This window comes from Afifella marina DSM 2698 (assembly GCF_900102695.1).
GTDB classification, from domain to species: Bacteria; Pseudomonadota; Alphaproteobacteria; order Rhizobiales; family Afifellaceae; genus Afifella; species Afifella marina.
On record NZ_FMVW01000010.1, the window covers coordinates 60,323 to 72,297 of the forward strand.

15 protein-coding genes, 1 tRNA gene and 1 riboswitch are annotated in these 11,975 nt (G+C 61.9%); of the genes, 13 read left to right on the forward strand and 3 right to left on the reverse strand.

Annotated elements, in window-relative coordinates; translation table 11 throughout:
* Positions 1 to 4 precede the first annotated feature (4 nt).
* The 12 genes from mdcA (at position 5) to BLP76_RS16820 (ending at position 9,403) form a co-directional block, all read left to right on the forward strand.
* Positions 5 to 1,678, forward strand: coding sequence for a malonate decarboxylase subunit alpha (gene mdcA, locus BLP76_RS16765; RefSeq protein ID WP_092816068.1), 1,674 nt, complete (start codon positions 5 to 7; stop codon positions 1,676 to 1,678).
* Positions 1,679 to 1,695: 17 nt separating this feature from the next.
* A complete protein-coding gene (gene mdcC / locus BLP76_RS16770) occupies positions 1,696 to 2,013 on the forward strand; it encodes a malonate decarboxylase acyl carrier protein (protein WP_092816070.1) in 318 nt (105 codons plus the stop codon).
* An 11-nt stretch (positions 2,014 to 2,024) separates the two neighbouring features.
* Entirely contained in the window at positions 2,025 to 2,981 is a 957-nt protein-coding gene (locus BLP76_RS16775; RefSeq protein WP_092816072.1) for a biotin-independent malonate decarboxylase subunit beta, read from the forward strand.
* Between the two features lie 34 nt (positions 2,982 to 3,015).
* A complete protein-coding gene (mdcE, locus tag BLP76_RS16780) occupies positions 3,016 to 3,909 on the forward strand; it encodes a biotin-independent malonate decarboxylase subunit gamma (RefSeq protein ID WP_092816074.1) in 894 nt (297 codons plus the stop codon).
* Positions 3,910 to 3,931: 22 nt separating this feature from the next.
* Positions 3,932 to 5,032 (forward strand): acyl carrier protein, encoded by a 1,101-nt coding sequence (locus BLP76_RS16785; RefSeq protein WP_092816076.1) that lies wholly within the window; start codon positions 3,932 to 3,934, stop codon positions 5,030 to 5,032.
* A 2-nt stretch (positions 5,033 to 5,034) separates the two neighbouring features.
* On the forward strand, positions 5,035 to 5,811 hold the full coding sequence (mdcG, locus tag BLP76_RS16790; RefSeq protein WP_092816078.1) for a malonate decarboxylase holo-[acyl-carrier-protein] synthase: 777 nt from the start codon (positions 5,035 to 5,037) through the stop codon (positions 5,809 to 5,811).
* Complete coding sequence (locus BLP76_RS16795; RefSeq protein WP_244514641.1) at positions 5,808 to 6,020, forward strand: biotin/lipoyl-containing protein; 213 nt, start codon at positions 5,808 to 5,810, stop codon at positions 6,018 to 6,020. Before mdcG ends, BLP76_RS16795 begins: the two co-directional genes overlap by 4 nt.
* A gap of 70 nt (positions 6,021 to 6,090) precedes the next feature.
* Entirely contained in the window at positions 6,091 to 6,531 is a 441-nt protein-coding gene (madL, locus tag BLP76_RS16800; protein WP_092816082.1) for a malonate transporter subunit MadL, read from the forward strand.
* A 2-nt stretch (positions 6,532 to 6,533) separates the two neighbouring features.
* Positions 6,534 to 7,292, forward strand: a complete 759-nt coding sequence (gene madM, locus BLP76_RS16805) for a malonate transporter subunit MadM (RefSeq protein WP_170130534.1) — start codon at positions 6,534 to 6,536, stop codon at positions 7,290 to 7,292.
* Positions 7,293 to 7,497: 205 nt separating this feature from the next.
* Positions 7,498 to 8,178, forward strand: coding sequence for an energy-coupling factor ABC transporter ATP-binding protein (locus tag BLP76_RS16810; RefSeq protein WP_092816171.1), 681 nt, complete (start codon positions 7,498 to 7,500; stop codon positions 8,176 to 8,178).
* Positions 8,175 to 8,873, forward strand: coding sequence for an energy-coupling factor transporter transmembrane component T family protein (locus BLP76_RS16815; protein ID WP_092816173.1), 699 nt, complete (start codon positions 8,175 to 8,177; stop codon positions 8,871 to 8,873). The genes BLP76_RS16810 and BLP76_RS16815 overlap by 4 nt, the downstream gene beginning before the upstream one ends.
* A gap of 26 nt (positions 8,874 to 8,899) precedes the next feature.
* The gene (locus tag BLP76_RS16820; protein ID WP_244514642.1) at positions 8,900 to 9,403 is read left to right on the forward strand and encodes a biotin transporter BioY; all 504 of its coding nucleotides are present in this window, start codon (positions 8,900 to 8,902) and stop codon (positions 9,401 to 9,403) included.
* A gap of 29 nt (positions 9,404 to 9,432) precedes the next feature.
* Here the strand turns inward: BLP76_RS16820 and BLP76_RS16825 are convergent, their stop codons facing one another.
* The 3 genes from BLP76_RS16825 to BLP76_RS16835 form a co-directional block, all read right to left on the reverse strand.
* A complete protein-coding gene (locus tag BLP76_RS16825) occupies positions 9,433 to 9,783 on the reverse strand; it encodes an AzlD domain-containing protein (RefSeq protein ID WP_092816088.1) in 351 nt (116 codons plus the stop codon).
* On the reverse strand, positions 9,776 to 10,519 hold the full coding sequence (locus tag BLP76_RS16830; RefSeq protein ID WP_092816090.1) for an AzlC family ABC transporter permease: 744 nt from the start codon (positions 10,517 to 10,519) through the stop codon (positions 9,776 to 9,778). The genes BLP76_RS16825 and BLP76_RS16830 overlap by 8 nt, the downstream gene beginning before the upstream one ends.
* A gap of 466 nt (positions 10,520 to 10,985) precedes the next feature.
* Positions 10,986 to 11,061 (reverse strand) — tRNA-Asn (locus tag BLP76_RS16835).
* A gap of 90 nt (positions 11,062 to 11,151) precedes the next feature.
* Between BLP76_RS16835 and BLP76_RS19115 the strand changes: the two genes are divergently transcribed.
* Entirely contained in the window at positions 11,152 to 11,571 is a 420-nt protein-coding gene (locus BLP76_RS19115; protein WP_244514644.1) for a hypothetical protein, read from the forward strand.
* Positions 11,570 to 11,781, forward strand: a riboswitch (cobalamin riboswitch). It overlaps the preceding gene by 2 nt.
* Positions 11,782 to 11,975: the final 194 nt, after the last annotated feature.

The window sequence follows — 11,975 nt, forward strand, 5'->3', positions numbered from 1 at the left end:
TTCCATGTCCACTAACTCTACAGAAAAGAAGTGGGACCGCCGCTCTGCAGATACTGCGGAGAGGCTGGAGGCTGCCTCCCGGTACATTGGTCCGGGAAAGCAGTTCAAGCCGGAGGATACGGTCGCGCTGCTTGAAGCGGTGATCCGCGCCGGCGACCGGGTCAATATCGAAGGCAACAATCAGAAGCAGGCCGATTTCCTCGCCGAATGCCTCAACAAGGTGGACAAGTCGAGGATCCACGATCTGCACATGGTGCAGTCGGCCGTGCCGCTGCCCGTCCATCTCGACCTGTTTGAGAACGGGATCGCCAAGAAGCTCGACTTCGCATTCGGCGGACCGCAGGCCGGCCGGGTCGCCAAGTTCATCAGCGAAGGCAAGCTCGAGCTTGGAGCCATCCATACCTATCTGGAGCTCTTTGGCCGCTACTTCCTCGACCTGACGCCGAAGGTGTCTCTCATCTGCGCCTACAAGGCGGACCGGGAGGGCAACCTCTACACCGGCTTCAACACCGAAGACACGCCGACGATCGTCGAGGCCACGAAGTTCCGTCAGGGCATCGTGATTGCCCAGGTCAACGAGATCGTCGACAAGCTCCCGCGCGTCGACATTCCGGCCGACTGGATCGACGCCGTTGTGGAGTCGCCGAGGCCGTTCTTCATCGAGCCGTTGTTCACCCGTGACCCGGGGCTCGTCACGGAGAGCCAGATCCTCCTCGCGATGCTGTGCCTCAAAGGCATCTACGCCGAATACGAGGTCAAGCGGATCAACCATGGCATCGGCTTCCTGACGTCGGCCATCGAACTGCTTCTGCCGACCTACGGCGAAGAGCTGGGCCTCAAGGGCAAAGCCTGTACGCATATGATCCTCAACCCGCATCCGACGATGATCCCGGCGATCGAATCGGGCTGGGTCGATACGATCCACTGCTTCGGCGGCGAGCTCGGCATGGAGAAGTACGTTGCGGCGCGGCCGGACGTCTTCTTTACGGGCCCCGACGGCACGCTGCGCTCCAACCGCGCTTACGCCCAGACCGCCGGCCATTACGCCCTCGACATGTTCATCGGCGGCACGCTGCAGATCGACAAATACGGCAATTCCTCCACGGCGACCGCGTCGCGCGTGGCTGGCTTCGGCGGCGCACCGAACATGGGTTGCGATGCCAAAGGCCGTCGTCATGTGACCGATAGCTGGCTGAAGTGCGGCAAGGAAATGCCGACGCTCGATCGTCAGATCGGCAACATGCCGCGCGGCAAGCGCCTTGTGGTGCAGGGTGTTGAAACGTTCGGCGAGGGCAGGGCGCCCGTTTTCGTGGAAGAGCTCGACGCCTGGAAGCTGGCCGAAAACGCCAATCTCGATCTGCCGCCGGTGATGATCTACGGCGACGATCTCACCCACGTCGTGACCGAGGAAGGCATCGCCTACCTCAATCGCTGCGCGGACATCGATGCGCGCATGGCCGCCATTCGTGCGGTCGCCGGCTACACCGAGATCGGCATCAAGGCCAATCCGGACGAAACCCGGCAGCTGCGTGAAGCCGGCATCGTCAAGACGCCGGAAGACCTGGGCGTCGATCGCTCCCGTGCCAACCGCTCGCTGCTCGCAGCCCGCAACATCCGCGACCTCGTGAGCTGGTCGGGCGGCCTCTACAACCCGCCGGCCCGGTTCCGCAACTGGTGACGAAGGACATTTGAATCATGGCTTTGAATACCTTGGAATTCGACCTCAAGCTCGATGAGGTGACGCATTCGATCGACACGCCGATCCATCTCGGCGTCGTCGGTTCGGGCGACATGGAAGTCCTGATGGAGCCCAAGGATCTGAAGGGCGCGGTCTCGGTCCGTATCGTTACCCCGGTCGCTGGCTTCGACGAACTGTGGAAGCGCGTGGTGGAGAAGTTCGTCTCCGAAACGCTCCTCGGCGATGTCCACCTCGAGATCAACGACAACAACGCCACGCCTGCCGTGGTCCTGCTGCGCCTGCGCCAGGGCTTTGCGGAAGCGACCGGCGAGTAAGGAGAGATCTGATGCCGAAATGGAATGATCTTCAGGAGCAGAGCTTCCTGGAATCTGATGCGCGCGCCCGGGCCGTTGGCCTGGTCGACGAGGGCACCTACACAGAACTCGCGGGTCCGTTCGACAGGTTCTACAGCCCGCACCTGGAAGTCTTGGGCGAAGCCGTCGAATTCGACGATGGAATCGTCACCGCGGTTGGCAAGATCGGCAAAACCCCGGTTTTCGTCATCTCGCAGGAAGGCCGCTTCATTGGCGGTTCCGTCGGCGAGGTCGGTGGCGCGAAGATGGTCAACACGATCCGTCTCGCCATCGAGTTCCACGACAAGCTGGTGGCGGACTATCCGGACATCTCCGACGAGGAGAAGCCGGTCGTCGTCATCTCTTTCGAAACCGGCGGCGTGCGCCTGCATGAATCGAATGCAGGCCTTCTCGCCCATGCCGAGGTGATGGACCAGTTGCAGAAGGCACGCCACAAGGTGCCGGTCATCACGCTTATCGGCTCGAAGGTCGGCTGCTTCGGCGGCATGGGCTTTGTCGCGGCGGCAACGGACGCCATCGTGATGAGCGAGTTCGGACGTCTCGGCCTGACCGGCCCTGAAGTCATCGAACAGGAGATGGGCAAGGAAGAGTTCGATTCTTCCGATCGTGCGCTCGTCTTCCGCACCACGGGCGGTCGGCACAAGTACATCATGGGCGATTGCAACGTCCTCGTGCACAACACGATCGGCGCCTTCCGTGAAGCCGTTGCCAAGCTCGCCGTTCTTCCGGTCTCCGAATTTGAGAAGATGCGCCGCATCGGCTCGCCCGAGGCCGTCGAACGCCAGCTGCGTGCAGTCGCGCTCGCTGCCGAGATGCAGCCGCAGGATGCCCGTGACGTCTGGGTGAAAGCCGGCAATCCCGATCCCGTCGCTCTTACCGACATTCCGCTCGACGAGTTCCTCGCCGACGTGAAGCGGCTGTCGGTCTGAGCCCGGTCACAAATCCCTTAATCAGGAGACAATCATGGAAGCCACTGAGACCATGATGGGAAGAGGTCGGGACGCGATCGACATGATCGTCGATGCCGACAGCTTCAACGAGGGCACCATCGGTGCCAAAACCTTCGACGATCCCGAATTCGGTCCGGGTGCGGTTGTCGGAACAGCAGCCCTCAATGGCGAGACGGTGACGATCATCGCCTCCGACGCCAACGCCTTCAACGAGAAGTTCCCCGTCGTCTATGCCGGCATCATCGGCATGGAGGAGGGCTACAAGATGGCGCAGGCCGTCTATGCCTCCCTCGAAGCCGATAAGGCCAAGCCGGTCGCCGAGAAGCGCCCGCTCGTCCTCATCGTTGACACCCCAGGAAACGGTCCGGGCAAGGTCGAAGAGATCTTCGGCATGAACAAGGCGACCGGCGCCTATCAGCTGGCGCTCGCTGAGGCTCGGCTTGCGGGTCATCCGATCGTTGCCATGGTCATCGGCCGGGCGATCTCGGGCGCCTTCCTGTGCCATGGGCTACAGGCGGACCACATCGTGTCGCTCGATGCCAACTTCGGCACGATGATCCACGTGATGCCGCTCACCTCGGTGTCGCGCATCATCCGCAAGGATCTCGAGACGCTGCAGGAATTGTCGAAGGGCAATCCGGTCTTCGCCGCCGGCCCGCGCTTCTTTTACGCCCTCGGCGGCGTCGAGGAGCTGGTCGGAACGATCGAGGGCATGCGTCCGACGATCATCGAGCACATCAAGGCGATCCGTGCCGCGAAGGCGGCCGGTGAAGCCGAAAAGCTCGGCCCGTGGGGCCGGGGACAGCTCGGTGCAGAGCGTGAAGGCCGCAAAGTCCGGCCTGAAGTGATCAAGCTGATGAACCAAGAGTTCGCAGCAGTCGCCGAGAAATACGCTCCATCTCGCTGACGACCCAAAAGGGACGACGATCATGTCTGACGATCTGACGGTTCTCGAAGCAGCCCTGGACGCTTTCGGCACAGCTCCGACTTTGGAGGAGATGCCGCGGCGGACATTGGCGGACAAGGGTATCGACGGTCCTACCGCCGCCCATGTCATCGAGGAGGTGCATACGCCTTTCAATCTGGCGTATCTCACCTTCACGACAGGCTCTTCGGCGTTCCAGAATATCGTCGGCGTGGTCCATGGCGAGATTTCCGGCCGCTGCGCGGTGGCCCGGACCCTGTTCGAAAGACTTGGGTCCGGGCCAGGAGCGCGGATGCTCGTCAGCTATCCGCCTCTCGTCAATGTCTTCTCCGCCGAGGCGCTGCGCCAATGCGGGGTGGAATGGAGTTTCCTCAAGCGCTCAAGCCGCGACGCCTTCCTCGTCGCGGCCTGCCGGGAAAAACCTTCGATTATCCTTGGAGAATCCTCGTTCCTGCGGGCAAGCCTCGAGCAGGCCGGTCCGCTAGGACTGAAGAACGAATTGCCAGAGGGGGCTATCCTCCTCACGGCCGGTACTCCGCTCGACGAAGGCCTGCTGCCGGTCGCGGAGCGTTTCGGCTACACCGTCCACGATCTTTATGGATGTCAGGAATTCGGCTGGCTGACGCTCGACGGCGTGCCGCTGCGCGATGACATCAGCCTCGTCGCATCGCCCCGCGGGCCTTCTTATCGTGAGCTTGTGGTCGGCGGTCTGCCGATGGGCGACAGCTTCATCGTTTCGCAGTCCGGGCATGTGTGCGATCGCGCAGGTGAAATCATCACCTATCGCCGCGAACGCACCTATCCAGAATATGAAGTCGTCGTCACGCACACGACGGCGATGGCTGCGGAAACCGTCGAAAAGGCGGCGCGCACGATTTTGCGGATCAAAGGCCGTGTCGTGAAAGTGGCGCCGGACGTCGTGGTCGGCGCCCCGGCGACGCGTCTCAAACTCATCCCCGGTCTGCCGCTCGGCGATGCTGCCGCACAGGCGGGCGTCGAGATCGTCGGGCCCGAGAAGACGCGCCTCTTCGACGTGCTGGTCGAGGCCCAGGCCAATTTGCAGAAGACCGCGAAGGCGGATCCTGCCTGGATCAAGAGGCGCTGACCATGCTGAACCGGCGCCATTTCCTCGCTTATCTCCATCCTGACGCCCGCCAGGTGCTCGCGTCCGCCCTTGTGGAAGGTTTGCCGCACACGATGCGCGACCGCGCCACCGAAGCGGCGGTTCTGCATGGGTTCCTGACCGATCGGATCCCCGGCATCGTCTGCCGTCCGACCAGGGTGTGCACGGACGGGCAGGGTCAGCTCGGCTTCTCCTTCCCGCTGCGCATCGGCGAAGAACGGGTGAGGAGCTCGGTCCTGGTAGAGCCAGGGCAGGTCGCTTCCTTCCTGTCGCCCTACGAGGTGATGGAGCGTGCGGCTCTCCGTTTTCCCCCGCCGCACGCGGCTTTGCGGGTCGCGCTGTCGCTCGCTCGCCGTTTCGATATCCGGCTCGGTCTCATTGGATCTGCTGCGCTCGCTGCCATGACGGGCCTTCCATATGTGCGCCCGCAATCGGATCTCGATCTCTTGATCGATGCCGATCTCGGTGGCGATTTCCAAGCTTTTCATGCGTCTCTTGCGGCAATCTCTCGCGAGATCGGCGTCAAAGTCGATGTCGAGTTGGAATTTAATCGTTCCCTCGGCGTCAAGCTTTCCGAATATATTTCAGGAAGAGAAGTTCTTCTAGCGAAGACGATTAATGATGTGGAGCTCATAGATCGAATTGAATTACAGAGTTGCTCGTCTGATGAGGTGAATATTAGCGCCTCTGTTGCCGGGCGTTGCGGGGAAAATTGCAAGGTCCCCACAACCGAAACCATCGAGAACCAATGGAGTGAATGATGGATATCAAAGTGAAAATGCCGTCGACCGTCGTGTCTATCGAAGTTGCCGTCGGAGATGCGGTGACGAAGGGTCAGAGCCTCGCAGTGGTTGAGGCGATGAAGATGAAAAACAACACGCCTTCGCCGGTCGACGGCACGGTCAAGTCGATTTCGGCTTCCGTTGGCGAGCGCCTGAAGCCGGGTGCCGTCCTGATGGTCGTCGAGTGATTGAGTGACGTGGGGCGGCGCGTCGCGCCGCCCCCTCAAACTTGGGCTCCGATACTCTGGAGTAAGTGAAATGGTGATTTACGGACTAGCCCTGATGGGCGGGTGCATGATCGTAGGTACCGGTCTCGGTTACCTGATCGGTCATCTTGTTGGCATTGACGCGAATGTGGGCGGCGTCGGCATTGCGATGCTGTTGCTCGTCATCATCTCGCGCCAGCTTATGGATAAAGAACAGCTCTCCAAGCTGGCCCAGGACGGCATCATGTTCTGGAGCGCTATGTACATCCCGATCGTGGTCGCGATGTGCGCCCGCCAGAACGTCGTCGCGGCCTTCGACGCCGGCGCTCTCGCCTTTGTCGCCGGACTTGGCGCGGTCTTCGCCGGCTTCCTGCTGATCCGGCCGATTGCGGCTCTCAGCCCGAAGAGTGATCCACTTCCGCCCCTCGATGCGGACAATGCTGCTCCTGCCGCCACCGTCGCGGTGCCTGAATCCGCGAAGGAGGTCAAGTAATCATGGACATCCTGGTACAAGCAGTCTCCAAATACCCTCTGGTTACTGCCTTCGTCGTCGTCGGCCTCATCATGTGGGTGTCGACCTATATTGGCAAAATCTTCAACAACCGCATTCATGCTTCGGCGATTGCGATCGTCATCGGTCTGCTCCTGGCGTTTGTCGGTGGCAAATACACCGGCGGCAAGCACGGCATCTCCGATGTCGGTCTGTTCGCAGGCATCGGTCTGATGGGTGGCAGCGTCTTCCGTGACTTCGCCATCGTTGCCACGGCCTTTGGCGTGAAGCTTGAAGAGCTGAAGAAGGCCGGCGTGCCTGGCGTCGTCGCTCTCGTCGTGTCGATGATCCTGTCGACTGCGATCGGCGCGGCGACCGCTTATGCGTTCGGCTACACGAACCCGGTCGACATGGCCACGATCGGCGGCGGTGCAGCGACCTTCATCGTCGGTCCGGTGACCGGTGCGGCTCTCGGCGCATCTTCGGAAGTTATCGCCCTGTCGGTTGCCGCCGGCGTGGTGAAGTCAATCTCCGTGATGATCCTGACCCCGTTCCTTGCCAAGATGGCAGGCCTCAACAACCCGGCCGCAGCGGCTGTGTATGGTGGTCTCATGGGAACGACCAGCGGAACAGCCGCCGGATTGGCTGCTACCGATCCGCGGCTGGTTCCTTATGGTGCGATGACGGCGACATTCTACACCGGCTTTGGCTGCCTGGTCGTCCCGTCAATTGGCTACGCGGCGATTGTCGCCCTGGTTGGTTGAACCTTTTGCCGAAGGACCAGTCAGGGTTTCATCCTGCGCAACACCGCTAAGAATGAGACACCTGAGACAGTGTTTCAAGCGATGGTGCTACGAATAAGGTTCCGGAGCACGAACATGTGAACGATGTTCGCGTTCCGAACCTGCAGCCGCCGGCGCGTTTCCATCAAAGAGATGCCGGCGGCGCCAACGCTCCAAGGGGCAGATGATGACGACGATCGAGATTCGCGCGGTTCATCAGCGCTTCGAGACCTTCGAAGCCTTGAAGGGAATCGATCTGACGCTGAACGAGAAGCGTATCGGGATCGTCGGTTCCAATGGGTCCGGCAAGAGCACATTTGCCCGCCTCTTGAACGGACTTCTTATTCCCACCTCCGGACAGGTTCTCGTCGACGGCCTCGATACGGCCAAGTCGGGCAAGGCGGTCCGTCGCAAGGTGGGCTTTGTTTTCCAAAATCCAGACAATCAGATCGTCTTCCCGATCGTGGAAGAAGACGTCGCCTTCGGCCTCAAGGGGCTGAAGCTACCCGCAGCCCAGCGTGGCGCTCTCGTCGAAGAGGTGCTCGACCGCTACGGGCTCGGACCCTTTCGCTCGCATCCCTCCCATACGCTTTCCGGCGGCCAGAAGCAGCTTCTGGCGCTGGCCGGCGTCCTCATCACGCGGCCTGATTGTGTCGTATTCGACGAGCCGACGACGCTTCTCGATTTGCGCAATGCCAGGCGGGTTGCCAAGGTCATCGCCGAGATGGAAGAGACCGTCATCGTCGTCACGCACGACTTGCCGCTTCTTCAATCGTTCGATCGCGTCATCGTTTTCGACCAGGGCAGGGTGATTGCCGACGATGAGCCGAATTCCGCGCTCGCGCGGTATGTGGAGCGTATGCAATGAGATCTCGCGGCGAGATATCCTCGTTCCTGCATGAGCTGCCGGCTGCCGCCAAGCTCCTGGTTCTGGCCGGGGCGGGCACAGGGCTCGTTCTCGTCGGCAGTCTTCCCGTGCTCGCCGGCGCATTTCTCGCGACGCTGCTCCTTTATTGGCTCGCAGGCATCTCGCGCCGGCAGGCGTTTCAGCAATTGCGCCCTCTGTTGTGGCTGCTGGTGCTTCTCTTCATCGTCCAAGGTGTCTGGCAGTCATGGGAACTCGGCGCTCTCGTCGTCCTGCGGATTTCGACGCTGATCCTCCTGGCGGCGTTTGTGACGCTGACAACGCGCACCGACGCACTGATCGCGGCGGTCGAAAGCGCGCTCACGCCGTTTCGGCGTTTCGGCGTCAATCCCGCCAAGGTCGGTCTCGCGTTCTCTCTGGCGCTCCGGTTCATTCCCGTCATTGCGCAGCAGGCGAACGATATTCGCGACGCGCAGCGGGCGAGGGGGCTTGGAGCAAATCCCGTCGCGCTCGCCTTGCCGCTCATCGTCCGGACCCTTCGAATGGCCAGCGATGTTGCCGATGCGATCGATGCGCGCTCGCCCTACAGTGATCACTCCGGCGACGAAGGCGAGCTGCCGCCGCGCTTCGTCCTCCAGCCGAATACGTCCAATGCGAGGATGTCATGCAACGACGCGGAACCACAACTAAAGACATAGTCTACATCGCCCTTTTCGCGGCCTTTATGGCTGCGCTCGGGATTTTCCCGCCGGTGATGCTGCCGCTGATCGGCGTGCCTGTTACGGCTCAGTCGATGGGGCCGATGCTGGCTGGTGCCATCCTCGGGGCGCGTCGGGGAGCGCTGTCGATCCTGCTCTTCCTCGCGCTCGTCGCCGTCGGACTGCCCCTTCTTGCCGCCGGTCGCGGCGGGCTCGGCGTCTTCTTCGGTCCGACCGCCGGTTACCTTTTCGGGTGGGTCGCGGCCGCCTTCGCCGTCGGGGCTTTGCACGAATGGGGCTGGAACCGACTCAATGTCGTCACGTCGTTCGTCTTCTGCGCTCTCGGCGGCATCGTGGTTCTCTATGCGATCGGTATCCCATGGACCGCGGTCAATGTCGGCCTGCCGCTGACGAAGACCGCGATCGCCTCGGCGGCCTTCATCCCAGGAGACGTCGTCAAAGCCGGTCTCGCCGCCATTGTCGCGGTTTCCGTGAAGCGGTCTTATCCGATCATTCAGCGGACGGCATAGGCGGCACGTAGGCGCTAATTGAGCGGCGGTCAGCCGAGATAGAGGAGGCCGGCCGCCACGAAGCCTGCAAGGCCGATCAGGGTCGGCACGATGGTGCCTCCCTTCCACACGGCGATCGCGAAGGCGATGACCACGCAAACGATCGCGACCGCGGACCCGATGAGGGGGGCGCCGTGAAACAGGCCCTGGCCCGACCGCAAAGCCGATGTCGCGACGATGCCGCCCAGAATGCCGTAGCCTGCCCGGTCGAAGAATTCGCGGATGCGTTCGCCGCCGATCGCCTCGCGCGCAAACAGCGGCACGAGCCGCAACATAAGCGTCCCAAGGCCGGCGCCGGCCGCCACCGCCCAAAGCTGCCAGTGAGAGAGAGCGTCAGGCATTCTTTTGTTTTCCTTGATCGACCAGCATGCTGAGGCCCGCCACGATGAGGGGCAGGATGAGAAGCGCGGATGCACCCATGAAGGGCACGCCGAGCGGCACGAGAAGTGCGCCGAAGAGAGCGTTCACCATCAACGGCCGCAGCTTCTTCTGGCGGGCAATCAGCGTGGCGAAATAGATGGGAATCATCGCGCCCAGGGTGGCGCCGACGATGACCGGTACGGAGGCTGCGAGTTGATGGCCGGCCACGGCGCCGATGACGGCGGAGAGCGAGCACATGCCTCCGACCATGCCGCAATAGAGAATCGGTCGTGGAGGCGGCTCCTCCATGAGGCGGGGGAGGATGACGGCGAAGGAACTCGCCGAAATCAGGCCGACGCCGCCCAGGGCGCGCCAGAAGGTCGTCTCCGGCAAGCGCGCCAGGACCGAGGCGACCATGACGATGAAGCGGAGATTGACGATGATGACGGCGACGACGGCCGCGGCCCAAGCGCCGGCGGTCGCGCCCTCGCTCGTCAGGATCTGCATGGCGGCAGCCTGAGCGGGCGCGGCGACCGTGAGGCTCGTCATCAAAGCGGTCTGCACCGCGTTGAGGCCGGCTTCAGCGCTGAGCTGGCCGACGCCCATGAACATGACGAGGAAAGTGAGAATCACGACGAGAGCGTCGCCGGCGGCAATGCGGAAAACGTGTGCTGCGGACGCCTCTTCGTCGCTGGAGAGGTCTGGGGAGTCTGTCATTGCATCGGGGGAGGGCGTGTCTCAATGTAGAATATTGGATATACCTTTATTCTAGCCCATATATTGTGTCCAGAAAAACTAATCGAAATGAATAGACTTCATTTCGGCGCGATTTTCTGTGCCTGTATATATAATAATAATGAAGATGACTTATTTGTTTTTGCGCTGCGAGCGCGCGGATCGTCGTCGCGGATGTCTCTGCGTTCGATCATCTTCTGCGCATCCGCTCCTGCGTGGAGACGTCTGACGCGATGCGGGGGCCGGCGCGTTGCGAATCGCCTGGAGAACCTCACCTTTGAGGTCGAGCGGCGCTCGTTTCAGATTTCCCTCGTGACGATGGAAACGGGACCGGCTTTCGCGTGGCCCAGCGTTGCCTTGGGCAGGCCGCTTCTGGTGCTCACAGTTCCTGGCACCGACCGTGAAGACACGGTTTCGACGAGATCGTGGGATGAGAAGAGAAGGAAGGTGGCTCCCCGGGCCGGACTCGAACCAGCGACCCAGCGGTTAACAGCCGCTTGCTCTACCAACTGAGCTACCGGGGAATTGGGGCGCGATATACCAAACTCATCGGGCATTGCAAGCATCCTTTCGCAGCCCATTTTTGACGCATGCAAAACAGGCAGGAAGCCGAAGTGGTAAAGAACGACAGCAAGCGGCGCTCGCGCCTCCATCTTTTCGGCCGGCAGATGCCTCTGCCGCATAGCCCGCTTCTGCGTGTGGGTATCGGGATTCTGCTGGTTCTCGGCGGTCTGTTCGCCTTCCTGCCGGTGCTCGGCCTGTGGATGCTGCCGCTCGGGCTGATCGTGTTGTCGATCGATATTCCCGCGGTGCGGCGCTGGCGGCGACGGTTCACCGTGTGGATTTATACGCGCTATCCGGGCATGGCGCGGCGATTCGACGTGGCCGCGCCCGCCGGCAATGGCAACGGCAAGGCGCCCGTTGCCGGCAAAATCGATTCGCAAACGCCTTTCGTTTCGCCGGGCGATACAAGCGCGGGCGAAACGAAGCGTACGGCGGAATCGCGCTTGCGACAGTCTTCTGATTCCGTTTAGTCTTTGAAATGGTTCCGGTTCCCGAATGGTGCACAGCACCTGGGGATCAAAAGGGAATGCGACAGGGATGACCCAGATCGGGGTCCCTCATCCGCAGCTGCCCCCGCAACTGTACGCGGCGAGCCCTCTGCATATGCCACCGGCAACGGGAAGGCGCAGAAGGGGCTGAGACCCGCAAGCCAGGAGACCTGCCGGACCAGGGCAACTCGAACGCCGTCGGAGGGACGGTAAAGGGGATAGCATGCAAATTTCGCGAAAATTCCCGTCGGCGATTCCATCCAGCACCGGAGCCGGGCGCACCGCAACGACCGTTGTCGACCTGCGCACGCGCGTCGAGGCTGGGCAGGGCGGTTTCGCTTTCGTGCCGGGGCAATGTCCGTCGCCTGATCTTTCAGGAACCGCTT

Coding starts and splice junctions, on each gene's coding strand:
- mdcA (WP_092816068.1), top strand. CDS start 5: ATGTCCACTAACTCTACAGAAAAGAAGTGGGACCGCCGCTCTGCAGAT.
- mdcC (WP_092816070.1), top strand. CDS start 1,696: ATGGCTTTGAATACCTTGGAATTCGACCTCAAGCTCGATGAGGTGACG.
- BLP76_RS16775 (WP_092816072.1), top strand. CDS start 2,025: ATGCCGAAATGGAATGATCTTCAGGAGCAGAGCTTCCTGGAATCTGAT.
- mdcE (WP_092816074.1), top strand. CDS start 3,016: ATGGAAGCCACTGAGACCATGATGGGAAGAGGTCGGGACGCGATCGAC.
- BLP76_RS16785 (WP_092816076.1), top strand. CDS start 3,932: ATGTCTGACGATCTGACGGTTCTCGAAGCAGCCCTGGACGCTTTCGGC.
- mdcG (WP_092816078.1), top strand. CDS start 5,035: ATGCTGAACCGGCGCCATTTCCTCGCTTATCTCCATCCTGACGCCCGC.
- BLP76_RS16795 (WP_244514641.1), top strand. CDS start 5,808: ATGATGGATATCAAAGTGAAAATGCCGTCGACCGTCGTGTCTATCGAA.
- madL (WP_092816082.1), top strand. CDS start 6,091: ATGGTGATTTACGGACTAGCCCTGATGGGCGGGTGCATGATCGTAGGT.
- madM (WP_170130534.1), top strand. CDS start 6,534: ATGGACATCCTGGTACAAGCAGTCTCCAAATACCCTCTGGTTACTGCC.
- BLP76_RS16810 (WP_092816171.1), top strand. CDS start 7,498: ATGACGACGATCGAGATTCGCGCGGTTCATCAGCGCTTCGAGACCTTC.
- BLP76_RS16815 (WP_092816173.1), top strand. CDS start 8,175: ATGAGATCTCGCGGCGAGATATCCTCGTTCCTGCATGAGCTGCCGGCT.
- BLP76_RS16820 (WP_244514642.1), top strand. CDS start 8,900: ATGGCTGCGCTCGGGATTTTCCCGCCGGTGATGCTGCCGCTGATCGGC.
- BLP76_RS16825 (WP_092816088.1), bottom strand. CDS start 9,783: ATGCCTGACGCTCTCTCTCACTGGCAGCTTTGGGCGGTGGCGGCCGGC.
- BLP76_RS16830 (WP_092816090.1), bottom strand. CDS start 10,519: ATGACAGACTCCCCAGACCTCTCCAGCGACGAAGAGGCGTCCGCAGCA.